This is a genomic window from Aeromicrobium fastidiosum, from assembly GCF_017876595.1.
GTDB lineage: Bacteria > Actinomycetota > Actinomycetes > Propionibacteriales > Nocardioidaceae > Aeromicrobium > Aeromicrobium fastidiosum.
Window position 1 is genome coordinate 1,006,687 of the sequence record NZ_JAGIOG010000001.1, and the last position, 24,821, is coordinate 1,031,507.

Sequence of the window (24,821 nt, forward strand, 5' to 3'; positions counted from 1 at the left end):
GCGAGCAGACTACTGGGCGGCGGCCAGACGCTTCTGGGCCCGCTCGAGGATCGTCGTGACGGTCGCGTCGACCGCGTCGGTCTGCTTGAGCCCCGGGACCGAGTAGAGCACCGACGTCAGGTCGCCGTCGACGCAGGTCTGACCGGAGATGCCCGACTCGGTCTCGGTGATCGGGATCGACGTCACGGTCGTCGTGGTGCCCTTCTTGGCACCGCCCAGCTCGGCCAGCGTCGTGAACGCGTCACAGGCCTGCTGGTCGTCGAACGAGGCGGCACCGGCGAGCAGCTTCTTGGCGGCGGCGAGGTCCTTCTTGTCGGTCGCGGAGTCGACGTCGCTCGACGACGCGAGCTGCTCGACGACCTGCGGCAGCGACTTGGCCCACTCCTTGGCAGGCAGTGTCGTGACCTGGATCAGGGCCGATGCGGCCTGCCACCGGCACTGGCTGCTGCCGTCGGCACCCGATGCGGCGACGATGTCGTCGACGGACGAGCCCGCGAGCTCGGTGCGGTCGGAGCCGGTCAGCAGCTTGCAGGCGACCTGGTCGGCATCGACCGGAGGCGGCGTGGGTGACGCGGTGGCGCTCGGCGTCGCGGACGACGTCGGGTCCGCAGCGTCCCCGCCGTCCGAACCGTCGGAGTCGCTGCCGCTGCACGCCGACAGCAGGACGAGGGAGGCTGCCGCCACCGGGACGAGACGCCGGATCACCGAATGAGTCACCCCGCCACTGTAGGAGAGGGCCCACAACCGCGGCAGCCACGACGGTGACCGCAGCGTCACCCGCCCCCCGGTACCGTGACGACCGGTGCTCAACCGCTCGAGGGGAGTCGACGATGCAGCCACGACGCAGACGTCGGATCACCACCGCTGTCCTGACGGTCGTCCTGCTGGCCTTCGGGACGGCCGGGGTCGTCGCGGTGCGAGGAGGCATCGCCGAGCACGGCAACGCCACGGCGCTGGACGATCCCGACAGCACCTTCGTCCCCGTGGTGGGCACCGTCGAGATGCCGCCAGCTGCGGCCCAGGCGTCGGGCAAGGAGTGGAGCCAGATGTCGGTGCGCTACACGACCTCGGACGATCGCCACGTCACGACGATGGTGTGGACGCGCCGCGACGACAAGGAGTACGACGAGGGGCAGCGCATCGGTCTCGAGTACGTCGCCCAGCACCCGACCGCGGCGCGACTCGCGGGCAACCGTGGCGGAGACGCCGAGCCGTGGAGGACGCTCCTCGTCGGCATCGGCATCCTGGCCGGGGTGATCGTGGTGCCGGTCGCCCTGCTGTTCGACGAGGTGTCGCGTCGCCGCCGTCGCACTACCGTCGACTGACGCGCCTCAGGCCTGCGCGCGACGCGACCTCAGCTTGTAGACGATGAACCACGCCACGAACGCCAGGACGGCGGCCACGAGCAGGTACTTCAGGACGTTGCCGTACTTCTCGACCGACTCCCAGTTCTCGCCCAGCTGGTAGCCCGACACGATCCAGATGACGTTCCAGATCAGGCTGCCCGCGGTCGTGTAGATCAGGAACCGGCGCAGCGACATCCGCTCGACGCCTGCGGGGATCGAGATGAGGCTGCGGATGCCGGGCACCATGCGTCCCCAGAACACCGCCTTGGCGTCGTTGCGCGCGAACCAGGCCACACCCTTGTCGATGTCGTGCTCGGTGACGAAGGGGACCTTCGACAGCACGGCGCGGGTGCGGTCGAGGCCGAACTTGAGCGAGATCCAGTAGAGGACCAGCGCCCCGCCGACCGATCCGACCGTTGCGGAGATGATGACCGGCACGAGACCGAAGTCGCCGCGATTGGCGCTGAAACCGGCCAGTGGAAGGGCCACCTCGCTGGGCAGGAACGGCAGGATCGTCTCGACCGCGAGGATCAGTCCGACGCCCACGAGACCGACGGACCCCATGACATCGGCGACGAAGCCTGCGAGCCCGGAATCGGGAACTCCCGACGTGGACGAGGCAAGGACGGTCAGTAGGGTCACGGGCATGAGCGTATCTTCCGGGCTCAATCGGGTGACCTTGATCTGCTGCGCCGTGGCCGCGGCTCTCCTCGTGACCGCAGTCGTGGTCGGCCGCGACTCCTCGGCACCGACGCCGCAGCGGGCGGACGGGCGTGACGTGCCGACCTCGACGCAGACGCGTGACCCTTCCGAGCCGGTCGACGTGATCCGTCCCGTCTCGACCGTCCAGGCACCCACTGAGATCTCCCGGCGGCTGTTCTCGGCGTCCCCGATCGCGGTGCTCGCCGACGCCGCCGACCCGGAGGCGCAGCGCGTGGCCACCGCCACGGCGGTGGGCCTCGGCGTGCCGGTGCTGGTCGACACCCCGGAGGCACCGACCGAGCTCACGCGCCTCGGGGCGACGCAGGTGCTCACGTTCGGACGCACCCAGGCCGTGCCCGGCGCTCGGGCCGTGCCGGTCGACGACGCACAGGCTGCCGCCGAGGTGGCGTCCCTGCGCGGCGACGAGCCAGCACCGTCCCGCACGCTCGACGCGATCGTGCTGACCCGGTCGGAACAGGCCAATGCCGTCGCCGTCGCCAACGCCCGCACCGCGGGTGCCCACGTCATCGAGCTCGCGGACGCCGACCCGCGCCGCAACCCCGAGGCCGCCGCCTACTTGGCCGAGCACCCGCAGCAGCCCGTCATCGCGCTCGGGGAGGCCTTCGCGCACGTCGCCTACCCGCTCGAGGTCGTCCGCCGCGACATCCAGCAGCCGACCGGTGGCTACCTCGCGCTCGGCGGCCGCACGTACACCGCGATGTACGGGCACCCCGGGGCACCGCAGCTCGGGGTACTGGGCGAGCAGGGCGTGCGGGCGTCCGTCAAGCGTGTCGAGCGGCTGGCTCGCAAGTACCGACGGGTCAGCTCGTCGACGTTCGTGCCGATGTTCGAGATCATCGCGACCGTCGCCTCGTCGTCGGCCGGCAAGGACAAGGACTACTCCACCGAGACATCGGTCAAGAAGCTGCTGCCGCTGGTCGACGCCGCCGAGAAGGCCGGCATCTACGTCGTCCTCGACCTGCAGCCCGGCCGCACCGACTTCCTGACCCAGGCCAGGCGGTACCAGTCACTGCTCGAACGTCCTCACGTCGGACTCGCGCTCGATCCCGAGTGGCGGCTCAAGAAGAAGCAGAAGCACCTCGTGCAGATCGGCTCGGTCACCGCGGCCGAGATCAACCGCACCTCCGCCTGGCTCGCCGACCTCACCCGTGAGAAGGCGCTGCCCCAGAAGATCTTCGTGCTGCACCAGTTCTCGCTCTCGATGATCAAGAATCGCAGCAGCCTCGACACGACCCGGCCCGAGCTCGCCACCGTCATCCACGTCGACGGGTCGGGGCCCCAGGGGGCCAAGCAGGACACGTGGCAAGTGCTGCGCCGCAACGCCCCGGCGGGCGTGGGATGGGGCTGGAAGAACTTCGTCGACGAGGACTCGCCGATGCTCAACGCCCGCGAGACGTGGCGCGAGGTCAAGCCCCACCCCGACCTCGTGACGTATCAGTAGCCTGCGTCCATGCGCCTGCACCACCACCAGTTCCGGCACCGACCGCTCGGCACGGCCGTCGTCATCGCGCTCCTGACGCTCGTGGGAGCGTGCACGGGAGGCTCCGCCGGCGACGAGGAACCACCCTCGGTCCAGGAGCTGGCCGACGGCGAGCTGGCCGGTGGACAGGCGGTCGATCGCATCGAGGTCAGCGAGTCACCGACCGAGGGCACGGTCGACGTCGCGGTCGTGATGGACGCCGGTGCCACCGCCGCACAGGCGGGCGAGGTGGCCGACGACGCCCGGGCGTTCGCCGAGCGCCACCGCAAGAGAGCGGCGTCGCGGTGGACGTCGCAGCTGTACGTGGGCGAACCCGGATCGTCGTCGGTGCAGGTGGAGATCTATCCGACCGTCGACGAGTCCGCCGGACAGGACGTGGCCGACGCCTTCGCGCTCGCGTCCCTGCCGGGGGTCACCAGCGCATCCTTCGCCGGCGGCACGCCCTACATCGAGGTCGGCGAGGTGGCCGATGTCGTCGCACTCGTCCCGAGGCTCCGGGCGAGCCCTGCCTGGGACGAGGGCGGCAACGTGCACGCGGGCGACGACCGGCTACGGATCATGGACGAGCCCCGACGGGTCACGACCGCCCAGCTCGAGGCGATCGCGCGGGCGTCCGACCGCTACCCCGACGGGAGCTTCGCGGTCGAGGCCGCCGCTTCGGGCGAGCGCTACCCCGAGGTCTTCGTCAACCACGTCACGAGCGAGCAGGCGACCGAGATCACCCGCACTTTCACCGATACGTCGCTGGCGTCCGACAACACCGAGGGCTACGAGCTCGACTTCACGATGCGCGCCGAGAGCGCGTCCGATCCCGCCGCGACGGTCGACTCGGCCGGCACCTTCGGACGCTAGGAACCTGGCCGCGAGCCCGGGAGGACGTACCTGGCGGTTCTCCGTTCGCCCAGCTGCTCCAGGAGTCCCGCGGCCCGCATGCGTTGGAGAAGCTTGCTCGCCTGCGGGCCATCGAGCATGCACAGGTCTGCCGCAACGGACCGGACGATCGATCCATACTCGGTCACATAGTTGATCACCATCTGCTCGTGCTGGAGAGGCTCTGTCCCCCGCACCCGGATGTAGGCCGAGTCGTCCTCGCTCAATCGGTAGAAAGCGGCTGTCAGATGATGGCGCCGACCGCGACCCACACCCCTGGATTCGACCAGCCCCTGCTCGACCAGACCGGCCAATGACAGCCGGGCCCGCTGGTCGTCGAGGTGAAGCGCATCGACAATCTCACTGGTCTGCAACGTGCCGTACGTCCGTAGCTCGTGCAGAACTCGCAACTCGTCCAGCGAGAACTCGCGCTGGGTCTCATCTTCGCGCTGCAGGATGAACCTAGTCATCTCGAGGTCCACTTCCGATATCTCGAACGAGACCGTCACGGATCGATCCGTCGACCTCGAGTAGTCCGGTTCAGCGCGCCCCGTACGCAACAGCGCATCAAACATCAACCCGACCCCGCGACCGGATCTTTCGACGATACCCGCTCGTTTGAACGCGTCGGCCAACGTCCTACTCCGGGGCCTCGACGTCGAGAGCAGGTTGTCCCGCGTGACTCCAGGAGGGAATCCTCCAGGGCTTTCGACAGTCAGGAGCTGCCGGTCGATTTGCACTCGCGTCATTCCTCGTTCGGCGTAGTCGCGGTGAACCATGGCGTTAGCGACTGCTTCGCGGACCGCGATCTGCGGAATTCGCTGCACTGCGAGTCGATGAAGACCCCATTGAATCTCGCTCTCCGCGTTCCGCGACTGCACGGCCGCAAACAGCTCCTCAGCACTTCTGAGCAGGGGTCTGGCGAAGTCATCGTTGACCGACACCTTCAACCCGTTGAGCTCGACGAAGGCCGCCTCGGCGTTGGGTACGAACCGCCGCAGCGACGCCTCTCGCCCGAACAGCAGGATCCCACCGAGTGTCACCGTGTGATCGGCAACGCCCCCGCTTCGCAGAACTCCGAGCGCACGTCCCAGATCCTGGTCGGAGAGCTTCGCGATCGACTGGTCGCCGCCCGGCCGACCCGCCATCGTCCGAAACCGCTCGAACTCGGCGGGATCGAGATCATCGAGCGTCGCAGAACGGGCCTCGACATCGGCGTAGTCCTGGCCGGAGAGGACAAACTGCTGCGACCACATCTCCATCGGCTCGTACGGCACGCACTCCGGAGAGCCATCGACCTTCAGCGATCGACGTTTGTACACCCCGTCCTTGGTTCCCGTCACGGTCTGAGCGGGCGGCACGTCGATGATGATGACCTCGCCCTCGGGCACTGTTTCGACTGTAACGGCGCAGACGAGCGAGGGGTTCGTGCGATTGAGGATCAATGCCTCGACCAAGGTGGGGTTCGTCGCCGCCCCATGGCGCGGAGGGGTCCCGGTCACAGTCCCGTCATCGTCAACTCCCACGAGAATGGAGCCGCCAGGACCGTTGGCCATGCAGACAGCCGCTTCGATCAACGTGCGGTCATTCGGAGCAGGTCGACCCCGCTTGAACTCGACCGACAGTGACTCGCCGGCCCCGGCAAGTTCAAAGGTCCTTACCGCCATGACAGCATATTATCAAAGTTTTGACCACTTAGCGGTAGTCCGACTTATCGTGTTGATAACTGTCAACCAAAGAACTCGCCGGCGGCGACGGCCGGGGGCTCGGCGTCACGGGCCATCGGCGTGAACCGTGAGTAGTGACCCTGGAAGCTGACGGCGATCTTGTTGGTCGGGCCCGAGCGGTTCTTGGCGATGATGATGTCGGCTTCGCCCGGACGGTCGGACTCGCCGGCGCCCTGGGCGTCGGGACGGTTGAGCAGCAGCACGATGTCGGCATCCTGCTCGATCGAGCCCGACTCACGCAGGTCGGAGATCTGCGGCGTCTTGTCGGTGCGCTGCTCGGAGCCACGGTTCAGCTGGCTGATCGCAACGACGGGGCACTCGAGCTCCTTGGCCAGGAGCTTGATGTTGCGGGAGAACTCCGAGACCTCGACCTGACGGTTCTCGACCCGCTTGCCCGATGTCATGAGCTGCAGGTAGTCGATGACGATGAAGCCCAGACCGTGCTGCTTCTTGATGCGCCGCGCCTTGGACCGGATCTCGGGCATCGTCATGTTGGGGCTGTCGTCGACGATGATCGGCGCGGAGTTGACCCGCGGCATCGCCTTGGTGATGGCGTCCCAGTCGCGCTGGTGCATGCCGCCACCGCGCATGTGCCCGATGCTGACGCGCGCCTCGGCCGACAGCATGCGCATCGCGATCTCGGCGCCTGTCATCTCCAAGGAGAAGATCGCGCACGGGATCTGGTGCCGGATGGCTGCCGACCGCACGAAGTCGAGCCCGAGCGTCGACTTGCCGACACCCGGACGGGCGGCGACGACGATCATCTGGCCGGCGCGGAAGCCCGTCGTGAACTTGTCGAGATCGGGGAAGCCCGAGGGCACGCCCGAGAGGGTGCCGTCGCGGCCCTGGATCTCCTCGATCTCGTCGATCGTGAGCGGCATGAGCTCGGAGACCAGCCGGTAGTCCTCGGCCTGGCTGGTGCCGTCGACGTCGAGCACCTCGGCCTGAGCGCGGTCGACGATCTCGGACAGCTCGCCCTCCTGCGCCTGCCCCATCTGCGCGATGCGCTGACCGACCTGCACGAGCCGGCGGAGCACGGCCTTCTCACGGACGATGTGGGCGTAGAAGTCGACGTTGGACGCGATGGGCACGGTCTGCACGAGATCGTGCAGATAGGGCGCGCCGCCGATGCGTCCGACCTCGCCGCGTCGCTGCAGCTCGGCGGCGACCGTGATGGCGTCGGCGGGCTCACCTCGGTTGGCGAGGTCGACGATGATGTCGAAGATCAGCTCGTGGGCGGGACGGTAGAAGTCGCGGCCCTGGAGGATGTCGGCAGCCGGATCGATCGCGTTCTTGCTGATCAGCATCGCACCGAGGACGCTCTGCTCGGCCGCGATGTCCTGGGGTGGGACGCGCCCTGATCCGGGGTCTTCGCCGGGCCCGGGGCCTGCCTCGTAGAGGTCCGCCACACTCACCGATGAGCCCACCTTTTCTCCCGTACCACCCGATGTCGACAACCCTTGCTGTCGCCACCGACAAACACCGACCCGTCACACTAGGCCTGTCGATCCGGCTGTCCAACACGGTCCCGGAACACCCTGTGCGCAACTGCCCTCCAGGTGTGGAAAACGCCGCGCGGCCATGTGCACAGCCGGTGGACGAACATGTGGACAACCAAAAATCTTTTCCGGCCGAACACGCTCTGACCTGCGGAAACTCCTTTTGTTCGATGTGGAGACAAAATAGTTTTCATGACTCGGTCGTCCACCGCCGCCTGTTCATAGACTTGTCGACAAACCCCGTCACTTTGGTCACTCGTCACCCGCTGGACACTTTCGGAGAGGCCCGCACGATGCTGTTGAACGAGGTCGATCGGCGCATCGTCGCGGTGGCAGTGCCTGCCTTCTTCGCGCTCGTGACCGAGCCCCTCATGCTCCTCGCCGACACCGCGATCATCGGCCACCTCGGCACCCCGCAGCTGGGCGGGCTCGCCGCCGCCTCGGTCGTCCTCGGCACCGTCGTCGGCCTGTGCGTGTTCCTGGCCTACGGGAGCACCGCAAGCGTCGCTCGGCACCATGGAGCCGGTGACGAGCGCGCCGCCTACGGGCTCGCGGTCAGCTCGTTGTGGCTGGCGGTCGGTCTCGGCGTCGGGCTGGGTGCGATCGTCGCGGCGACCAGCGGGACGCTCGCGGACGAATTGTCGAGCTCACCCGCTGTCGCCTCCCACGCCCGCGACTACCTGCTGGTGTCGGCGCTCGGAGTGCCGGCGATGCTCCTGCTGCTGGCCGCCACGGGCGCCCTGCGCGGAGTGCTCGACCTGCGCACGCCGCTCGTCGCCACGATCGTGGCGAACGTGCTCAACATCGTCCTCAACCTGGTGCTCGTGTACGGCCTCGATCTCGGCGTGCGCGGTGCCGCCACCGGCACCGTCATGGCCCAGTGGCTCGCCGCGACGTGGCTCGTGACGGCTGTCGTCCGCCGCGCGCGCCCCGCGCGGGCGTCGGTGCGACCGCGCATCGCCGAGATCCTCGCCGCCGCCGCGCAGGGCGTCCCGCTCGTCGTGCGCACCCTGACCCTGCGGGTGGCGGTCGTGCTGGCCGCTCTCGTGGCTGCGGGTCTCGGCGACGTGCAGCTCGCCGCCCACCAGGTCGCCGCGACGATCGTGGCGTTCCTCGCCTTCGCCCTCGACGCCATCGCGATCGCCGCGCAGACACTCACCGGCCGCACGCTCGGCGCGGGTGATGCTGCCGGCACCCGGGAGCTCACCCGGCGGATGATCCGGTGGGGCGTCGGCACGGGTCTCGTGGCCGCCGTGACACTGGCCGTCGCGGCACCCTGGATCCCGCACCTGTTCACGTCCGACCCGGCCGTTCGCAGCGCACTCGTGCCGGCCCTGCTCGTGGTCGCGGCCGTCCAGCCGCTCTCAGGGGTGGTGTTCGTGCTGGACGGTGTCCTGATCGGCGCGGGCGACGGCACCTACCTGGCCCTGGCCGGCCTCGCGACGCTCGTCGTCTACGTCCCGCTGGTGGTGCTGGTGGGTGCCACGGGAGCCGGGTTCACATGGCTGTGGGTCGCGTACGGAGGCTTCATCACCGCACGTCTCGCGACACTTTGGCGGCGGCAGCGCGGCGACACCTGGATGCTGCTCGGCGCGAACCGTTCGGCACACTGATCGCATGACGACCCAGGAGTACGGGCCGGGCCGCCACGTCGAGGTCATCGGCCACCCCGAGCGGGGCATCGTCCTGCTCTGGCACGGCATGAGCGTCGACCACGGATCGTGCCTGCTGCCCCTGGCGCGCCGGCTGGCCGATGGCGGCGCCATGGCCCTCGCCGTCGACTGGGACCCCACCGCCGCCGACGGTGGCCGCAGCGACCTGCTGTCGTCCGTGCGTCACGCCCGCGACACCGCGGCCCTCCACGGGCTCGACCCCGACGACCTCGTGGTCGTCGGCTGGTCGCTGGGCGGCACGGCCGCGGTGAGCCTGGCGGTGCACGCCAAGCGGCTCGGCATCGACCTCGGCGGAGTCGTGCTGGTCGCACCGGCAGGATCGCCGCACGTGGTCGACCCCATCTCGGGGTCTCGCCTGCCGACGCCGCTGCCGCCGGGTGAGGGACGGTGTCGCGTCGACGTCGTCTACGGCACGGCCGACACCGTGACACCCCCTGACGTGGTGGGCGGGCTGGAGCTCAGGCTGCGCGCCGCCGGGTGGTCGACGAGCCTGCACGCGGTCGACACCGATCACGGCGGCGTCGTCGGGGCCCGTTACCACCCGCGCACCGAGCAGTACCTGCCGTCGACCGACGCCGCGGCGCTGACCGCGCTCGGACACGTCGCGACGATCGTGCTCGACGCGGTCGGCTAGTCGTTCTTCTTCGCCGCGGACTTCGGCGCGAAGCCGACGGTCGTCCAGTCGGGCTGCTCGAACTGCGCCGCCCCGTAGTTGAGGACCCGCGGCCGGACGCCCATCGCGATCGGCGTGACCGCCAACGGCACCACCGGGACGTCCTCGAACAGCCACTCGTCGAGCTTGGCGACCCGTTTGAGCCGCAGGTCGTCGTCGAGCGTGCCGAGCACGGTGTCGAAGCCGGTGCCGAACCGCGCGGTGCCGATGCCGGTGTAGTTCTCGGCCGAGTCGAGCGGGAAGTACTGCGGCTTGGCCGGGGTCAGCGGGAACGCCGAGGCACGCCGCACGAAGGTCACGAGGTCGAAGTCGAGCGGGATCACGACGTCGTCGAAGAAGGTGTCCGCCGGCACGGGGCGAAGGGTCACCGCGATGCCGACGTCACGGAGGTCCGCGGCGATCGCCTTGGCGCGTGCATTGTTGACCGGCGTGTCGGCGGGGACGGGCAGCGTCAGCTCGAGCGGCTTGCCGTCCTTGGCGAACATCGTGTCGGCACCCTCGACGTAGCCGGCGTCGACCAGCAGCTGGCGGGCGGCGGCGGGGTCGTAGCCGAGTTCGGCGGACGAGTCGACGTAGCCCTTCTGCCCCGGGACGAGCAGCAGGCTGCCGAGGGGCGCAGCCGGTGCGCCCAGGGCCTTGGCCGACGTGGCGGCGATGGGCGTCCGGTCGATCGCCCGGGCCACGGCACGGCGGACCTTGACGTCGGCCAACGGCCCGCGACCGCCGTTGAGGGTGATCTGCGACCACTCCACGCCGGCGGCTCGCTGGACGGTGCCGGTGCCGCGGGCGATGCGATACGTCGAGGCCTGCAGGTCGACGGCGTCGAGCTCGTCGTTGACGTAGGCCTCGGCCTGCAGCTCGGGATCGCCGATGTTCCAGGTGATCTCGTCGAGCTTGGGCTTGTCGCCCCACCACCGCGGATTGGGCTTCTGCGTCACGACACCCGCGTCGCGGTCGATCGACGACACCACGAAGGGGCCGTTGGACGAGATCGCGCGGGTGCGGAAGGCCTCGTTGAACAGCTGGGGCGACGACGAGACGTTGGACGCCAGCCGTGGGTAGACGTACTGCGGCCACTCGGCCGTGGGCGTCGAGAACGTGACGGTGTACGAGAACGTGTCGTCGCCCTGCACGACGTTCGAGATCGCGTCGTAGCCGGCCGTCGAGATGACCTGGTAGGCCTCGTCGGAGCCGTTCTGGGCCTTCCAGAACGCGATCATGTCCTTGGCGGTGATGGAGGTGCCGCCCTCCCACACCGCGTCCGGGTTGAGCTCGACCTCGACCGTCAGTGGGCTGTCGTCGACGACCTCGACCGACTCGGCGTAGTCGGGGTCGACCTCCCAGCCTCCGTCGGCGGTCGTGCGGACGGCGCTGCCTGTCGTGGGCGCGAGGATCTCGGCCGCATCGGACTCGGCGGAGTCGGACTGCAGCGGGTTGAAGTTGGTCGGCAGGGCCGAGGCCGCCAGCCTCAGGGTGCCGCCCTGCGACACCTCGGCGGCGTCGGCCTGCTTCCAGGCCGTGCTCGGCAGCGCGGTGACCGGGGCCTTGGTTGCGGTCGGCTCGGGAGCCGTCTTGTCATCGCCCCCGGACAGCACCGAGCAGCCGGAGAGCACGAGGCTCCCGGCGAGGAGGGACGACGCCGCTGCGGCGAGGAGGGATCGCATGACGCGTGTGCCACCGACAACGGGCCGACACCGCCGAGCCGATGGCTCAGCGGGTCGACCCGTCGAGGGGACTACTTGGAGGCGACCACGTTGAGCTTGACCCGGGCGCTGACCTCGGGGTGCACGCGGACGGACACCTCGTGGGCTCCGAGCGACTTGATCGGGTTGCCGACCTCGATGCGACGCTTGTCGACCTTGGCACCGGCCTCGCCGAGGGCGTCGGCGATGTCGGAGACCGTGACGGCGCCGAACAGGCGTCCGCCCGCGCCGGAGCGAACCGGCACGTTGATCGGGTTCGACTCGAGGTTGCCCTTGATGCTCTTGGCCTCTTCGAGGTCGTGGACGGCGTGTGCGTCACGCGCCGCCTTGATCGACTCGACCTGCTTGGCAGCACCCTTGCTCCACCGGATGGCGAAGTTGCGGGGCAGCAGGAAGTTGCGGCCGTAGCCGTCCTTGACGTCGACGATGTCGCCGGGGGCGCCGAGGTTCGTGACCTCGTGCGTGAGGATGAGCTTCATCGATACCCCTTAACGGCCGGTGGTCGTGTAGGGAAGCAGTGCCATCTCGCGGGCGTTCTTGATGGCCTTGGCGATGAGACGCTGCTCCTGGACGGTGACACCCGTGACGCGGCGCGCGCGGATCTTGCCGCGGTCCGAGATGAACTTGCGCAGCAGCGCGGTGTCCTTGTAGTTGATGTCGGTGACCTTGGCCGCGGCGAGCGGGTTGCTCTTCTTCTTCGGCTTGCGGACGACTGGCTTAGCCATGTTGCTCCTGTGATTCGTGAATGACGTGAGTGGTTAGAAGGGGGGCTCTTCGGACGCGCCGGAGCTTCCACCCCATGAACCAGACCCACCCTGCGCCGGCTGCGACGACCAGGGGTCGTTCGCGGGTGCCGGTGCACCTCCGCCGGAGTTGCCTCCGCCGTAGCCACCACCTTGGTTGCCTCCGCCTCCGCCGCCGTTGCCGCCGCCGAAGCCACCTCCGCCGCCACCGCCGGAGCGGTTGGCGCGGGTGACCTTGGCCGTGGCGAAGCGCAGCGAGGGACCGATCTCGTTGACCGTCATCTCGACGCTCGTGCCACGGGATCCGTCCTGGCGCTCGTAGTTGCGGATGCTCAGCGGGCCCTGGACGATGACCTGCTGACCCTTCTGCAACGACTCGGCGACGTTCTCGGCGAGCTGGCGCCATGCGGCACAGCGGATGAACAGAGCCTCGCCGTCCTTCCACTCGTTCGTCTGACGGTCGAGGGTACGAGGCGTCGACGCGACGGTGAAGTTGGCAACTGCGGCGCCCGAAGGAGTGAACTTGAGCTCCGGGTCGTCGGTCAGGTTGCCGATGACGGTGATGATCGTTTCGCCTGCCATGGGGCGCAGCCTTTCAGGTGTGTGGGTGTCTGGCTCGAGTGTTCCGCAGTGCGGGCGAGAGCGATAGCGCTCGTCCACATCGGGAACGGGTCAGGCCTACTTCACGTCGGGACGTGTGACCTTGGTACGCACCACGGACTCGTTGAGTCCGAGCTGGCGATCGAGCTCCTTGACCGTGGCGGGCTCGGCCTTGAGCTGGACGACGGCGTAGATGCCCTCGTTCTTCTTGTTGATCTCGTAGGCAAGACGGCGCTTGCCCCACACGTCGACCTCGTCGACGGAGCCGCCGTCCTGGCGCACGACGTTGAGGTACGTGTCCAGGCTGGGGGCGACGGTACGTTCTTCGAGATCAGGATCGAGGATGATCATGACTTCGTACGGGCGCAGTGACATTCAGTCTCCTTCGGACTAAACGGCTACGGGGATTCCGTAGCAGGAGTGGTTGCCGAACAGCAACCGCCCAAGTCTACGGGACCGGCGACGTCCGAGGGAAATCGCGCCCCGTATCCCGCGAGTGGTGCCGAGTGTGGTCCCGCGAGTGGTGCCGAGTGGACACTCCGAGACGGCGTGTCTGACCAATCGCCAGCACTCGAGACCCAGAACGCAGCACTCGACGTCATGAGGCCGCACGACGTGCGACCCGCTGGGACGTCTCGCGGGTCAGCTTCTCGAGGCGTCTGGCCAGGGCAGCCCGTCCCGAGAGGGTGATGCTGGCGAGCCTCGCCTCGGCCAGCCACGGATCGGCGCGGGAGTCGACGTGCGGGCGTCCGGTCGCGTCCTCGGCGTCGCGCACGATCTGCCGCGCACCACGGACGATCTCGGTGGCGACGTATCCGTAGCGTTCGAGACCCTCGCGGTTGAGCGCCTTCTCGCGTCGCAGGTCGTCCTGGTGCTGCGATCTCTCGCGGTGACCGGCACCGTCGTACTCGGCGACCCGCCTGGTGCCGCGGACACGCAGGTCAACCCGGGCGATCTCGACACCAGCCGCGTTGAGGACGCGCTCCTGGGGGTCGACCTCGAAGCCCGAGAGGACGTGCACGAGCCGCAGCATCGTCTCCCACCACGACTCGCTGCGTCCGTCGCACAGGTCGAGGGCGCGGCGAAGCACCCGGACGCCCCGCCGGCCGCGCCGCATCGTCGCGCGGATCGCGTCGACCGTCGTGTGACCGAGGTGCAGCGCGCTGTCGATGACCGCCACCAGGTCGAGCAGGGCCAGGTGCTCGGACAGCTCGACGATCGTCCACTCCGGCGACGCGACCGCGATGTCTCCCAGCGCGTGCCGGTGCCCGGGCGGGACGTCACACCGCCGGACGTACACGCCGCGGCGGTCGTGGTGCGTCGTCTCGCCGTCGGTGCACGCCACGACCGGGAAGCTGTCGGCCATCGGCATCCACCACCCGCGCAGCTGGGCGCTGGTGACATGCGTGAACACGGTGGTGGCGGGCAGCACCTGCGCCACCGCCCGGCACGTCGACGCGAGGTCGTCGGCGCTCGACGCGAGCTGGGCCACGCCCCGCACGGGATGGATGAAGCTCGAGGAGCGACGCAGGGTGCGGGACGTGAAGCCGTGCGCCTCGGCGGCGCGGTGGAGGATCGGGTCCATTCCGCGACGATCCGCCGACGGCGGAGGTTCCGGCCAGAGGTCGTCCGACGCCTGTGGACGTCCGCGCGCCGTCCACAGAACGCGCCGAGTGGTGCGTTCACGGTCTCGGGTGGTGCGGCGTGGACCGACACGCCGTCTCGGACTGTCCACTCCGCACCACTCGCGGAAAGGTGTTGGTGTCTAGGCTGCGGGGGTGGAGATCGCGATCGAGCACCTGGTGGTCTCGCCGGTGCGTCGCATGGACGGACGCCCCCGCGACGGGATGACGCCCTACGACGGCGACGAGACACCGGCCACCGTCAAGGTGCGGGCGCACAAGGGCCTGCTCGGCGACCGCTACTTCAACACCCGGTTCACGTACGCCTCGGTGACGATCATCGCGGCCGAGAAGATCGAGCAGCTCGAGACCCAGGTCGCCGGCGACGGCCTCTTCCCGGCCGAGAACACGCCGTTCGACCCCGTGCTCGCCCGCCGCAACATCGTCACGCGTGGCCTCGACGTCGATGCGCTGGTGCGGTGCACGTTCACCCTCGACGGCGGCCACGGACCGATCCGGTTCCGGTCGATCACCCCGGCCAATCCTTGCGCGTGGATGAACGAGGTCTTCGCCCCGGGATCGCACCAGGCGCTCCGCGGACACGCCGGCATCCGCTGCGAGCCGCTGGACGACGGACAGCTGTCGATCGGTCCGGCCACCGTCACGGACGTCGTGCCGATCCCGCAGGACGAGCTGACCCGTCAGGTGCGCCGGGCCCCCACGGCCTGATCGTTGACTGGCTGATCGGTCATGGCCTGACGGACGGGTCCTCGGGCCAGGCGTGCTTGGGATACCGGCCGCGCAGCTCGGCACGCACCTGCCGGTAGGGCCCGGCCCAGAACGACTCGAGATCGGCCGTCACGGCCGCGGGGCGACGGGCCGGCGTCAGCAGGTGGAGCAGCAGCGGCACCCGTCCGTCGGCGAGCCGCGGCGTCGCCGTCCACCCGAAGGCGTCCTGCAGTCGCACCGCCAGCACGGGCTGCTCGGTGCCCGTCGGGCCGTACTCGACCCGCACCGCGGGCCCCTTCGGCACCGCCACCCGTTCGGGTGCCAGCTCGTCGAACCGGCCGGCAGCAGGCCAGGGGAGGAGACGGCGCAGCGCACCGAGGACGTCGAGACGCGCCAGGTCGCGGCTCCCGCGCACCCGGGCGAGGTCGGCACCCAGCCACGTGTCGATGCCGGCGAGCAGCGCCTCGTCGCCGACATCGGGCCACGGCTCGCCGACTGCATCGTGGAGGAACGCCATGCGGCGACGCAGCGCACCGGCGGCCTCGCTCCACGGAAGCGCTGCGAGCCCGTCCCGCGACAGCCCCTCGGCGACCGCCGCCGCGACGGCCTCGGGAGGAGGGTCGGGCACCGTGACGGCCGACAGCTCGATCGCCCCGAGCCGGGTGACCCGTCGCGCCACGATGCGGCCCTGCGTCCAGGCGATCTCGTCGGCCTCGAGCCACGTGCCGGACGCCGCGTCGAGGGCGATGTCCTCGTCGATGGGAGCGGCCGAGCGGATCGTCGCGTCGCGCGCGCCCGGACGTCGTTCGGCGTCAGCGATCGCGATCCACGGGACGCCTGCCAGCGCCGGGTCAGCGGCGCGGAACGACGCGCCCGTGCCCGACACCATGAGGTAGGACGTGCCGCCCGGGCGGCGACGCGCGATGCGTCCCGGGTGGGCGAGCGCCACGACGGTGCCGACCGCGAGGTCGTCGGTGAGCTCGGTGCGCGGCGGACGGGACGGGAGCAGCGACTCGAGCCGTGCCACGGCATCCGACCACGAACGGGACGCAGGGCCGCCCCGGCGCAGCGCGCGCAGTGCCGCGACGAGGTCTCCGCCGGGGGCGCGGACGTCGTCGTCGAGCAGGGCGACGACCTCGGCGGCCCGGCGGGCTCCGACGGCCTCCGCGCCGTCGAGGAGGGCACGGGCGAGGCGGGGATCGGCAGGCACCTGGGCCATCGCGCGTCCTCGGGCCGTGATCGCACCGCTCGCATCGACGGCACCCAGCTCGACCAAGGTCTGCCGCGCGGTCTCGAACGCCAGCGGCGGTGGGCGGTCGAGCAGTGCGAGCCCCGACCCGTCGCTGTCGCCCCACGCCGCGAGCTCGAGGCAGAAGCCCGTGAGGTCGGCGACCGCGATCTCGGGTGCCGGGTGCGCCGCGAGGTGGCCGTGGTCGGCGCGCGCCCAGCACCGGTGCACCGCGCCAGGACCCTCGCGGCCGGCGCGGCCGGCCCGCTGCTCGGCGGCCGCCCGGCTCACCCGCACCGTCACGAGCGACGGCAGGCCCCGCACCTGGTCGGTGCGGGGCTCCCGCGACAACCCGGCGTCGACGACGATGCGCACGCCCGGCACGGTCAGCGACGACTCCGCCACGGCGGTCGACACCACGACGCGGCGACGTGCCCCGCTCGCCAGGGCGGCGTCCTGCTCGCGCGCGGGCAAGCGTCCGTGCAGGGGCAGCACGTCGACGTCGGCGAAACCGGCCAGCCGGCGGATGACTCCGTCGACCTCGCCGACCCCCGGCACGAACACCAGGGCGTCGCCGTCATCGGCGGCCAGCGCCTGCCGGACCGTCGCCGCGACGTGGTCGAGGAAGCGCGGTGGCACCCCGCGCTCGTCCGTCGGCAGGACGCCCGGTGGCGGGGGCGACCAGTGCTGCGTCACGGGATGCAGCGAACCGGGCACGTCCACGACCGGGGCGTCGAGCACCGCCGCCAGCCGCTCGGCCTCGACCGTCGCCGACATCGCGACGAGCAGCAGGTCGTCGCGCACCGTCGCCCGCACGTCGACGAGGAAGGCGAGCACCAGATCGGCGTCGAGCTGACGCTCGTGCACCTCGTCGAGGACGACGGCCGCGACGCCGGGCAGCTCGGGATCGCGCTGGAGCCTGCGCAGCAGCACTCCCGTCGTCACGAACTCGATGCGCGTGTCCGGACCCACCGCCCGGTCTCCGCGCACCGTGTGGCCTACGGTCTCGCCCACGCGCTCGCCCAGCAGGCCCGCGAGTCGTCGCGCCGCCGCCCGGGCTGCTATGCGCCGCGGCTGCGTCACCACGATGCGTCCGCCGGTGGCCAGCGCAGCCACCGCCGGCGGCACGAGCGTCGTCTTGCCGGTGCCCGGCGGGGCCTGGACGACCGCGACTCCCTGCGCCCGCAACGCCGCCGTCAGCGCCGGCAGCCCGCCGACAACCGGGAGGTCGGGCGGGCTGTCGAGCAGACGCTGGATCCCGGTCGTCGGGGGCACGGTGGTCAGAGGTCGGCCGAGACCTTCCAGAGGTCGACGCCCTCGGCGGTGCCGGCGAACTCGTCGATCGCCGCGAGCTCGTCATCGGTGAAGTCGATCTGCTTCGCCGCCGCGAGGTTCTCGTCGAGCTGCTCGACCGACGACGCGCCGATCAGCGCTGAGGTGACCCCGCCCGGTCGCAGGATCCACGAGATCGCGAGCTGCGCGAGCGACTGACCGCGCTGCTGCGCGATGTCGGCCAGCCCCTTCAGGCGGTCGAGGTTCTCGTCCGTGAGCACCGAGTCGTCGAAGCTGCCGCGGTCGCCCTTGCGCTCGACCGGCTCGTCGCCGAGGTAGCGGTCGGTCAGCAGGCCCTGCGCCAGCGGCGAGAAGCCGATCGCACCGAGGCCGTGCTCGTCGAGCACCGTCAGCAGTCCGCCCTCGACCCAGCGGTTGAGCATCGAGTACGACGGCTGGTGGATGATCAGCGGCGTGCCGAGGTCGCGGGCGATCGCGACGGCCTCGGCCGTCCGCTCCGGCGAGTACGACGAGATGCCGGCGTAGAGCGCCTTGCCCTGGCCCACCGCGGTGTCGAGCGCCGTGATGGTCTCCTCCAGCGGCGTGCCGGGGTCGACCCGGTGCGAGTAGAAGATGTCGACGTAGTCGACGCTCATCCGCTCGAGCGACGCGTCGAGGCTCGAGAGCAGGTACTTGCGCGAGCCGAGCTTGCCGTACGGCCCCGGCCACATGTCCCAGCCGGCCTTGCTCGACAGGATCAGCTCGTCGCGGTACGGCTTGAAGTCGGTGCGCATCATGCGACCGAAGTTCTCCTCGGCCGAGCCATACGGCGGACCGTAGTTGTTGGCCAGGTCGAAGTGCGTGATGCCGCTGTCGAAGGCGTGCCTCAGCACCTCGCGCTGGGTGTCGAACGGACGGTTGTCGCCGAAGTTCCACCACAGGCCCAGCGAGATGGGCGGCAGCAGGAGCCCCGACGTGCCGACGCGGCGGTAGTCGAGCTGCTGGTAGCGGTCGTCGGCAGCGACGTAGGGGCGGTGGATGTCGGGCACGCGGTCGGCGTAGTAGCGCTCTTCGGTCATGTGGTTCACGCTATCCGTGGGGTCATGTCAACGCGCGGCGGCGAGCAGGACGGAGCCCTCGCGACCGGGCCAGGTGCCGCTCAGCGTCTCGCCGCCCATCGCCCACGAGTCACCCACGACGCGCAGCAGCTCGATGTCGGCCACCGACGTCACGACCAGCGTGGCGCCGTCGAGGTCGCGGACGTCGACGAGCCCGACCGTCCCGACATCGGTCGACGAACCGCTGCCGGTGACCCGCATGGACGGCTCGACCGGCGCACGCTCGCCGTCGGTGTCGCGCTCGACGGATGCCTCGGAGCCCCCAGCGAGGATCGTGGTCGCGAGGGCTGCGGCGTAGACGGGGTCGCCGCATGCGTCGTACACCCACCGGTCGCCCAGCACGGTGTGCTCCATCGTCGAGATGAGCCACTCGTCGGCACCTGCGAGCGGCGCACCGCGATACGTCAGCGGGATCTGGAGCACCGGCCCGTCGCCCGACCGCACCAGGATCGTCTCGATGCCGACCTCGTCGTCGGGGTCGTCGAAGCGATAGGCCGCTACCTGCTCGAGGCCGAGGTCGTCGCCTGTGAACCACGGCTGGGTGGGGGCCCAGGTGCGGATCAGCTCGATCTTGCTCGGACGGATCTCGGCAGCGTGGATGAGGGCCATGTGCTCATCCTGCGGCACCCCCGCGAGTGGTGCGAACCCGACCTCGACTGGTGCGGCGTGGACAGACACGCCGTCCCGGAACGTCCAGTCCGCACCACTCGCGGGAACGGGGGTGCGGCTAGCGCAGGCGGGTGATCTCGACCCCGACGAACAGCTCGGAGCCGCCCGCGGTCGAGAAGATGCCGCGCAGGGGCGGGCTGTCACCGTAGTCGCGTCCCTTGGCGACCACGACGTGGCGGGGTCCGGGGGCGATCGCATTGGTCGGATCCCAGGCCACCCACTCGCCGTCCCACCACTCGATCCAGGCGTGCGACTCGCCCTCGACGGTCTCGCCGACGACGGGGTCGCGCGACGGGTGGAGGTAGCCGGAGACGTAGCGCGCGGGGATGCCTGCTGACCGCAGCGCGCCCAGGCTGAGATGCGCGAAGTCCTGGCAGACACCGGTCTGGGCCGCCCAGGCGTCGGCCGCAGAGGTCGTCACCTCGGTGCTGCCGGGCACGTACGCGATGCGGGAGTGCAGCAGCTCGACGACCGCGAGGGCGTAGTCGCCGGGACGCTCGGCCGTCGCGCGGATCGGGTCGAGCAGCTGCTGGAGCTCGTCGGCGGGTGCCACCCAGCTGGACAGCGCGAGGTACTCGCACCACTCGTCCTGCACGTCGGGCGTCAGGTCGTCCCACCCGATGGCCTGCGGCTTGGGCGGCACCTCCTGCGTGTCGACGATCGAGGTCGCCACGACCGTGAGGTCGGCATGCGGGTCGTGCACCTCGAACGACGTGACCGTCGTGCCCCAGTAGTCGCGGTACTCGTACGACCACGGTGCCGGCGAGATCTCGAGCCGCGACCGCAGGACGTACTGCTCGGACGTCGTCATGGGCGTCATGCGGGCCTCGTTGAACGACGCCATCGCGCCCTTCTCGTAGTGGTATCCCGTCGTGTGCTTGATGCGCAGCTGGTACGTCATCAGATCATCACCCCTCCGCGCCAGGTGTGGACCTCGGACTCGGCGAAGTAGCGCGCCGAGACGGCGTCGCTCGCCGCGGCGCAGCTGCGCTGCAACCGCTCCATCTCGACCGGCAGGTCGAAGACGATGTCGGCCAGGGGCCGGTACTCCAGCTCGGTGCGAGCCCGGCCGAGCAGCCGCTGGGCCTCGTCGCTGAAGCCCGAGCGCTGACCGGACGCCGCCAGGTTGCCGAGCGCCCGCTCGGCCTCGGCCAGCGACGACACGATCGATCGCGGGAACCAGCGGTCGAGCAGCAGGAACTCCGCGGCCTGACGGTCGGCCTCGATGCCGCGGTACGCGCGGATGAAGCTCTCGTACGCACCGCACGCGCGCAACGTCGTGGGCCACGCGACCTGCGGGCCCGATGCGAGCGCCGCAGTCGACAACAGGCGCGCGGTCATGTCGACGCGCTCGATGCTGCGACCCAGCATGTAGAAGTGCCAGCCGTCGTCGCGCGACATCGTCGAGTCGGCGATGCCCGAGATCATGGCGGTGCGGTTGCGCACCCAGTTGAACATGTCCGGCGGACGCATGGCCCGAGCCGTGCTGAGACCTCGCCACGTCGTGTTGATCGCAGCCCAGATGTCAGTCGACAGGGTCTCGCGCGCTCGACGCGAGCTCTCGCGGGCGGCACCGATCGCCGCGGCGATCGACACCGGCGAGTCGGGGTTGTGCGCCAGCAGGTCGAGCATCATCCAGCGGTTGGGGTTGCCCGTGTAGCCCTCGACCCCCATGACCGACAGCAGCTGCTCGCACGACGTGCGCTCGTCCATGCCGGGATCCTCGATCAGCACCTGCATCTGGACGTCGAGGATGCGGGCGGTGTCGTCGGCGCGCTCGAGGTAGCGGCCGATCCAGAACAGCGACTCGGCGATGCGGCTCAGCATGTCGGCTCCTCCTCGCCCGTCGACGAGCTCGGGGGACGGTCTGTCGAAAGGATCTGCTGTTGCTGCTGTTCCTGCTCCTGCACGTGGATCTCCCCGGCGTCGGTGTCGAGCGCCGGGCCGGCCGACTGCGCGATGCCCGACACGGGCGACGCAGTCGGTGCGATCTCGCCCTCGTCGTCCGGGTCGCTCGGGCGGGCCAGCACCCAGGTGTCCTTGGAGCCGCCGCCGCGGCTGGAGTTGACGATCAGCTCGCCCTCCGGCAGCGCGACGCGCGTGAGTCCGCCGGGCAGCACGAAGACGTCGTCGCCGTCGTGCACCGCGAAGGGCCGCAGGTCGACGTGGCGGGGACGGATGCCGTCCTCCACCAGGGTCGGGACGGTCGACAGCGAGATGACCGGCTGGGCGATCCACGCCCGCGGGTCGAGCAGGATCTTGCCGCGCAGCTCGTCGAGCTCGGCCTTGGAGGCGGCCGGTCCGATCACGATGCCCTTGCCGCCGGAGCCGTCGACAGGCTTGAGCACGAGCTCGTCGAGCCGGTCGAGCACCTCCTCGCGCTGATCGGCCTCGCCCATGCGCCACGTGTCGACATTGCGCAGGATCGGCTCCTCCGAGAGGTAGTAGCGGATGAGGTCGGGCACGTACGTGTAGAGCAGCTTGTCGTCGGCGACGCCGTTGCCGACCGCGTTGGCGATCGTGACGTGGCCGGCGCGGGCCGCGTTGATGATGCCGGGCACGCCGAGGGCCGAGTCGGGACGGAACTGCACCGGGTCGAGGAACTCGTCGTCGATGCGGCGGTAGATCACGTGGACCGGCTCGAGACCCTGCGTCGTCCGCATCATCACGCGGCCCGAGCGGCACACGAGGTCGCGGCCCTCGACGAGCTCGACGCCCATCGTCCGGGCCAGCAGCGTGTGCTCGAAGTAGGCGGAGTTGAAGACGCCCGGCGTCAGCACGACGACCGTGGGATCGCTGACTCCCGCGGGGGCGGCCTTGCGCAGCGCGGCGAGCAGCTGCTGCGAGTAGTGGGACACCGGGCGGATGCGGTGGTCGGCGAACACCTCGGGCAGCGCGGCCGACAGCGCACGACGGTTGGTCATGACGTACGAGACGCCCGACGGGACGCGCACGTTGTCCTCGAGCACCCGGAAGTCGCCGTTGCCGTCGCGGATCAGGTCGACACCGGCGACGTGCACGCGCACGCCGTTCGCGGGCTCGAGGCCTGCGACGACGCGGTGATAGTGGGGGGAGGTGACGACGGTGTCGCGGGGCACGACGCCGTCGGCGAACAGCTCGCCGGGACCGTAGGCGTCGGCGAGGAACTTCTCGAGCGCGAGGACCCTCTGCCGCACACCCTTCTCGACGTGGTCCCAGTCGTCGGCCTCGATCAGGCGCGGTGCGATGTCGAGCGGGAACGGCCGCTCCTCGCCCTCGACGCCGAACGTGACCCCCTGCTCGAGGTAGGAGGACGCGAGCGAGTCGGCCCGCAGGCGCACCTCGTCGGCGCCCATCGTCTCGAACGACGTGTGCACCTGCCCGTAGCTGGGCCTGACCTCGGTGCCCTCGAACATCTCGTCAAATCCGGCAACGGGGCCATAGCCGTCGAAGAGCTCAGAGGTGTCCACGTGTTCACCGTAGGACAGATTTGCTAACGGCGTGTTTCAGCGACCCGCGTCCGCGGGCGCGGCCGGAAGTGTTCATCCTGTCGTTGCAGCCCGGATCGTGGTCCGGGCGGCTAGGCTCGGGCCAGGTTCTACCGTCGGAAGGCGGTCAGGGATGTCCGATGCGCACGTGCTCGTGCTGAACGCGAGCTACGAGCCCCTGCAGCGCGTATCGATGCGGCACGCCATCAAGATGCTGGTGCGCGAGGTCGCCGTGATCGAGGAGGCCGCGGTCGGCACGTTCGGACCGTTCCCGGTGCCGAAGGTGCTGCGACTCGTCCGCTACGTCGTGACCCGGTGGATGCACCGCCGCTCCAACCTGTGCACCAAGTCGGCGATCAAGGCCCGCGACAAGATGTGCGCCTACTGCGGTGGCAAGGCCGAGACGGTCGACCACGTCATCCCGCGCAGCCGTGGTGGTGCGCTGACGTGGGAGAACGCCGTGGCGGCGTGCGTCCGGTGCAATCACCGCAAGGCCGACCGCACCCCGGCCGAGGCCGGCATGACCCTGCTCGTCGTGCCCCGCCAGCCCCAGTACGAGGTCCCCGCCTGAGCACGACAAGGCGCACGCGTCGTCGACTCGAGCAACCTCGCCCAGAGAACTGGCGCCTCGCCCCTGTTGCATCCGGGGCGAGGTGCCAGTTTTCTGGGTGCACCCAGAAAACTTCCGGGGTGCACCTGGGAAGCCGCGGCCGAGGCGGAGCGAGCTACAGCCCGACAGACTCGTAGATGTCGTCGAGGGCGTCGAGGTAGGCCCCCTGGTCGTCGCCGACCTGCTGCTGAACCTCGGCCGACTTCTGCTCGACGACCGCCGCGACCTCCTCGTAGCGGGCGTTCCACTTCTCGGCCTCGATCTGCCAGTAGCCGCAGGTGTAGAAGTCGGACTGCGGCCACTTGAGCTCGCGACGCAGGTGACGACGCGCGGCCCGGCTGGCGCGCGCTTCACCGGCGAGCCACACGTAGCGGTCGGATGCCGGCAGCTCGCGTGACGTGACGGCATCGGCCAGCGCCTCGCAGATGTCGGTGTCCTTCGCGACGACCTGCCACGTGACGTCGACGTCGGCAGCGCTCGGCAGCGGGATCTCGTCGGCGGGATCGGTCAGGACGACGTGGGCGACGACCTTCTGCCCGGCGGACAGGCCGCGCAGGATGCGGGCCAGCGCCGGCAGTCCGGTGATGTCGGCGACCAGCAGCTGCCACGCCACGTCGGCGGGCGCGGCGTAGAGGCCGTGCGGCTCGATCAGGCCGACCTGCTCGCCACGCTGGCACCGACGCACCCAGTCGGAGCCGACGCCCTCGTCGTGCAGGGCGATGTCGAGGTCGATCTGGGTCACGCCCTCGACGACCCGGTGGTCGGAGATCGTGTACACCCGGAAGTCGGGCTCGACGGCACCCTCGGGATACGTGATGGCCCACTTCTCGTCGATCTCGGGCAGGGCGAGCTCGGCCCCGACCGGCGGGATCAGCAGGCGGATGTACTCGTCGGGCACCCCGGTCGTGGCGTAGTCGTGCAGGCCGCCCAGGGTCACGGTGACCAGGTGGGCCGACAGCTGTCGCTTGCCCAGCACGGTCGCGGTGTACGTCTTCACAGTCAGGTCTTCCTGATGGGGTGCAGAGTAAGGCAAGCCTAACTCATGTGTCGGGCGGCGGGCCGGCTGCCG

24 protein-coding genes are annotated in these 24,821 nt (G+C 70.1%); 7 read left to right on the forward strand and 17 right to left on the reverse strand.

All coding sequences use genetic code 11. The annotated features are described in order from the left end of the window. Nucleotides 1-9 precede the first annotated feature (9 nt). Entirely contained in the window at nt 10-717 is a 708-nt protein-coding gene (locus tag JOF40_RS04955) for a DUF3558 domain-containing protein (protein ID WP_188111682.1), read from the reverse strand. Between the two features lie 113 nt (nt 718-830). On the opposite strand from JOF40_RS04955, the gene JOF40_RS04960 reads away from it, so the two are divergent. Beyond that, the gene (locus JOF40_RS04960) at nt 831-1,325 is read left to right on the forward strand and encodes a DUF3592 domain-containing protein (RefSeq protein ID WP_129180654.1); all 495 of its coding nucleotides are present in this window, start codon (nt 831-833) and stop codon (nt 1,323-1,325) included. Nucleotides 1,326-1,331: 6 nt separating this feature from the next. On the opposite strand, the gene JOF40_RS04965 is transcribed toward JOF40_RS04960, so the two are convergent. Further along, nucleotides 1,332-1,994 carry a DedA family protein gene (locus JOF40_RS04965; protein WP_129180656.1) on the reverse strand — a complete coding sequence of 221 codons (663 nt, stop codon included), beginning with the start codon at nt 1,992-1,994 and terminating at the stop codon, nt 1,332-1,334. On the opposite strand from JOF40_RS04965, the gene JOF40_RS04970 reads away from it, so the two are divergent. Together JOF40_RS04970 and JOF40_RS04975 are read left to right on the forward strand one after the other, a co-directional pair. Further along, nucleotides 1,993-3,510: a hypothetical protein gene (locus tag JOF40_RS04970; RefSeq protein WP_129180658.1), complete on the forward strand. Its 1,518-nt coding sequence runs from the start codon at nt 1,993-1,995 to the stop codon at nt 3,508-3,510. The two genes, JOF40_RS04965 and JOF40_RS04970, sit on opposite strands and share 2 nt — an antisense overlap. Before the next feature lie 9 nt (nt 3,511-3,519). After that, a complete protein-coding gene (locus JOF40_RS04975) occupies nt 3,520-4,401 on the forward strand; it encodes a hypothetical protein (RefSeq protein WP_129180659.1) in 882 nt (293 codons plus the stop codon). On the opposite strand, the gene JOF40_RS04980 is transcribed toward JOF40_RS04975, so the two are convergent. After that, on the reverse strand, nt 4,398-6,086 hold the full coding sequence (locus tag JOF40_RS04980) for an RNA-binding domain-containing protein (protein ID WP_129180660.1): 1,689 nt from the start codon (nt 6,084-6,086) through the stop codon (nt 4,398-4,400). The genes JOF40_RS04975 and JOF40_RS04980 overlap by 4 nt on opposite strands. Before the next feature lie 62 nt (nt 6,087-6,148). Then, the gene (gene dnaB, locus JOF40_RS04985; protein WP_129180662.1) at nt 6,149-7,561 is read right to left on the reverse strand and encodes a replicative DNA helicase; all 1,413 of its coding nucleotides are present in this window, start codon (nt 7,559-7,561) and stop codon (nt 6,149-6,151) included. Between the two features lie 377 nt (nt 7,562-7,938). Here dnaB and JOF40_RS04990 point away from each other — a divergent pair, with 377 nt between their 5' ends. Then, entirely contained in the window at nt 7,939-9,258 is a 1,320-nt protein-coding gene (locus JOF40_RS04990) for an MATE family efflux transporter (RefSeq protein ID WP_129180664.1), read from the forward strand. Nucleotides 9,259-9,262: 4 nt separating this feature from the next. Continuing rightward, the gene (locus JOF40_RS04995) at nt 9,263-9,952 is read left to right on the forward strand and encodes an alpha/beta hydrolase (protein ID WP_129180666.1); all 690 of its coding nucleotides are present in this window, start codon (nt 9,263-9,265) and stop codon (nt 9,950-9,952) included. On the opposite strand, the gene JOF40_RS05000 is transcribed toward JOF40_RS04995, so the two are convergent. From JOF40_RS05000 to JOF40_RS05025, 6 genes are all read right to left on the reverse strand, one after another. Continuing rightward, nucleotides 9,949-11,655 (reverse strand): ABC transporter family substrate-binding protein, encoded by a 1,707-nt coding sequence (locus JOF40_RS05000; protein WP_129180668.1) that lies wholly within the window; start codon nt 11,653-11,655, stop codon nt 9,949-9,951. The two genes, JOF40_RS04995 and JOF40_RS05000, sit on opposite strands and share 4 nt — an antisense overlap. Nucleotides 11,656-11,726: 71 nt before the next feature. Further along, nucleotides 11,727-12,173, reverse strand: coding sequence for a 50S ribosomal protein L9 (rplI, locus tag JOF40_RS05005; RefSeq protein ID WP_129180670.1), 447 nt, complete (start codon nt 12,171-12,173; stop codon nt 11,727-11,729). A gap of 9 nt (nt 12,174-12,182) precedes the next feature. Then, entirely contained in the window at nt 12,183-12,419 is a 237-nt protein-coding gene (rpsR, locus tag JOF40_RS05010; protein WP_056604045.1) for a 30S ribosomal protein S18, read from the reverse strand. 33 nt (nt 12,420-12,452) lie between these two features. After that, entirely contained in the window at nt 12,453-13,019 is a 567-nt protein-coding gene (locus JOF40_RS05015; protein ID WP_129180672.1) for a single-stranded DNA-binding protein, read from the reverse strand. 96 nt (nt 13,020-13,115) lie between these two features. Beyond that, a complete protein-coding gene (rpsF, locus tag JOF40_RS05020; RefSeq protein WP_119704154.1) occupies nt 13,116-13,406 on the reverse strand; it encodes a 30S ribosomal protein S6 in 291 nt (96 codons plus the stop codon). 229 nt (nt 13,407-13,635) lie between these two features. Beyond that, nucleotides 13,636-14,622, reverse strand: a complete 987-nt coding sequence (locus JOF40_RS05025) for a putative endonuclease domain-containing protein (protein ID WP_129180674.1) — start codon at nt 14,620-14,622, stop codon at nt 13,636-13,638. A 193-nt stretch (nt 14,623-14,815) separates the two neighbouring features. Here JOF40_RS05025 and JOF40_RS05030 point away from each other — a divergent pair, with 193 nt between their 5' ends. Beyond that, complete coding sequence (locus JOF40_RS05030) at nt 14,816-15,388, forward strand: molybdenum cofactor biosysynthesis protein (protein ID WP_188111683.1); 573 nt, start codon at nt 14,816-14,818, stop codon at nt 15,386-15,388. Between the two features lie 19 nt (nt 15,389-15,407). Here the strand turns inward: JOF40_RS05030 and hrpB are convergent, their stop codons facing one another. The 6 genes from hrpB to JOF40_RS05060 all read right to left on the reverse strand — a co-directional run bounded on the left by hrpB (nt 15,408) and on the right by JOF40_RS05060 (nt 23,124). Then, nucleotides 15,408-17,891 (reverse strand): ATP-dependent helicase HrpB, encoded by a 2,484-nt coding sequence (gene hrpB / locus JOF40_RS05035; protein WP_246152764.1) that lies wholly within the window; start codon nt 17,889-17,891, stop codon nt 15,408-15,410. Between the two features lie 5 nt (nt 17,892-17,896). Beyond that, nucleotides 17,897-18,967, reverse strand: coding sequence for an L-glyceraldehyde 3-phosphate reductase (gene mgrA / locus JOF40_RS05040; protein WP_129180676.1), 1,071 nt, complete (start codon nt 18,965-18,967; stop codon nt 17,897-17,899). 27 nt (nt 18,968-18,994) lie between these two features. Continuing rightward, the gene (locus tag JOF40_RS05045) at nt 18,995-19,615 is read right to left on the reverse strand and encodes a CG0192-related protein (protein ID WP_129180678.1); all 621 of its coding nucleotides are present in this window, start codon (nt 19,613-19,615) and stop codon (nt 18,995-18,997) included. A gap of 118 nt (nt 19,616-19,733) precedes the next feature. Beyond that, entirely contained in the window at nt 19,734-20,576 is an 843-nt protein-coding gene (locus tag JOF40_RS05050; RefSeq protein WP_129180680.1) for a transglutaminase family protein, read from the reverse strand. Further along, nucleotides 20,576-21,502, reverse strand: coding sequence for an alpha-E domain-containing protein (locus JOF40_RS05055; RefSeq protein ID WP_129180682.1), 927 nt, complete (start codon nt 21,500-21,502; stop codon nt 20,576-20,578). The genes JOF40_RS05050 and JOF40_RS05055 overlap by 1 nt, the downstream gene beginning before the upstream one ends. Then, nucleotides 21,496-23,124, reverse strand: coding sequence for a circularly permuted type 2 ATP-grasp protein (locus JOF40_RS05060; protein WP_246152766.1), 1,629 nt, complete (start codon nt 23,122-23,124; stop codon nt 21,496-21,498). Before JOF40_RS05060 ends, JOF40_RS05055 begins: the two co-directional genes overlap by 7 nt. A gap of 151 nt (nt 23,125-23,275) precedes the next feature. On the opposite strand from JOF40_RS05060, the gene JOF40_RS05065 reads away from it, so the two are divergent. Then, nucleotides 23,276-23,713, forward strand: coding sequence for an HNH endonuclease (locus JOF40_RS05065; RefSeq protein ID WP_129180684.1), 438 nt, complete (start codon nt 23,276-23,278; stop codon nt 23,711-23,713). 154 nt (nt 23,714-23,867) lie between these two features. On the opposite strand, the gene JOF40_RS05070 is transcribed toward JOF40_RS05065, so the two are convergent. Then, nucleotides 23,868-24,749 (reverse strand): siderophore-interacting protein, encoded by an 882-nt coding sequence (locus JOF40_RS05070; protein WP_129180686.1) that lies wholly within the window; start codon nt 24,747-24,749, stop codon nt 23,868-23,870. Between the last annotated feature and the right edge of the window lie 72 nt (nt 24,750-24,821).

Excerpts from the sequence above, each read along its gene's own strand:
- JOF40_RS05015 (WP_129180672.1), bottom strand. The coding sequence starts at position 13,019 with ATGGCAGGCGAAACGATCATCACCGTCATCGGCAACCTGACCGACGAC.
- JOF40_RS04970 (WP_129180658.1), top strand. The coding sequence starts at position 1,993 with ATGAGCGTATCTTCCGGGCTCAATCGGGTGACCTTGATCTGCTGCGCC.
- JOF40_RS05045 (WP_129180678.1), bottom strand. The coding sequence starts at position 19,615 with ATGGCCCTCATCCACGCTGCCGAGATCCGTCCGAGCAAGATCGAGCTG.
- JOF40_RS04980 (WP_129180660.1), bottom strand. The coding sequence starts at position 6,086 with ATGGCGGTAAGGACCTTTGAACTTGCCGGGGCCGGCGAGTCACTGTCG.
- JOF40_RS04990 (WP_129180664.1), top strand. The coding sequence starts at position 7,939 with ATGCTGTTGAACGAGGTCGATCGGCGCATCGTCGCGGTGGCAGTGCCT.
- JOF40_RS04995 (WP_129180666.1), top strand. The coding sequence starts at position 9,263 with ATGACGACCCAGGAGTACGGGCCGGGCCGCCACGTCGAGGTCATCGGC.
- JOF40_RS05000 (WP_129180668.1), bottom strand. The coding sequence starts at position 11,655 with ATGCGATCCCTCCTCGCCGCAGCGGCGTCGTCCCTCCTCGCCGGGAGC.
- JOF40_RS04960 (WP_129180654.1), top strand. The coding sequence starts at position 831 with ATGCAGCCACGACGCAGACGTCGGATCACCACCGCTGTCCTGACGGTC.
- mgrA (WP_129180676.1), bottom strand. The coding sequence starts at position 18,967 with ATGACCGAAGAGCGCTACTACGCCGACCGCGTGCCCGACATCCACCGC.
- JOF40_RS05025 (WP_129180674.1), bottom strand. The coding sequence starts at position 14,622 with ATGGACCCGATCCTCCACCGCGCCGCCGAGGCGCACGGCTTCACGTCC.
- rplI (WP_129180670.1), bottom strand. The coding sequence starts at position 12,173 with ATGAAGCTCATCCTCACGCACGAGGTCACGAACCTCGGCGCCCCCGGC.
- JOF40_RS04965 (WP_129180656.1), bottom strand. The coding sequence starts at position 1,994 with ATGCCCGTGACCCTACTGACCGTCCTTGCCTCGTCCACGTCGGGAGTT.
- JOF40_RS05055 (WP_129180682.1), bottom strand. The coding sequence starts at position 21,502 with ATGCTGAGCCGCATCGCCGAGTCGCTGTTCTGGATCGGCCGCTACCTC.
- JOF40_RS04975 (WP_129180659.1), top strand. The coding sequence starts at position 3,520 with ATGCGCCTGCACCACCACCAGTTCCGGCACCGACCGCTCGGCACGGCC.
- JOF40_RS05050 (WP_129180680.1), bottom strand. The coding sequence starts at position 20,576 with ATGACGTACCAGCTGCGCATCAAGCACACGACGGGATACCACTACGAG.
- rpsR (WP_056604045.1), bottom strand. The coding sequence starts at position 12,419 with ATGGCTAAGCCAGTCGTCCGCAAGCCGAAGAAGAAGAGCAACCCGCTC.
- JOF40_RS05065 (WP_129180684.1), top strand. The coding sequence starts at position 23,276 with ATGTCCGATGCGCACGTGCTCGTGCTGAACGCGAGCTACGAGCCCCTG.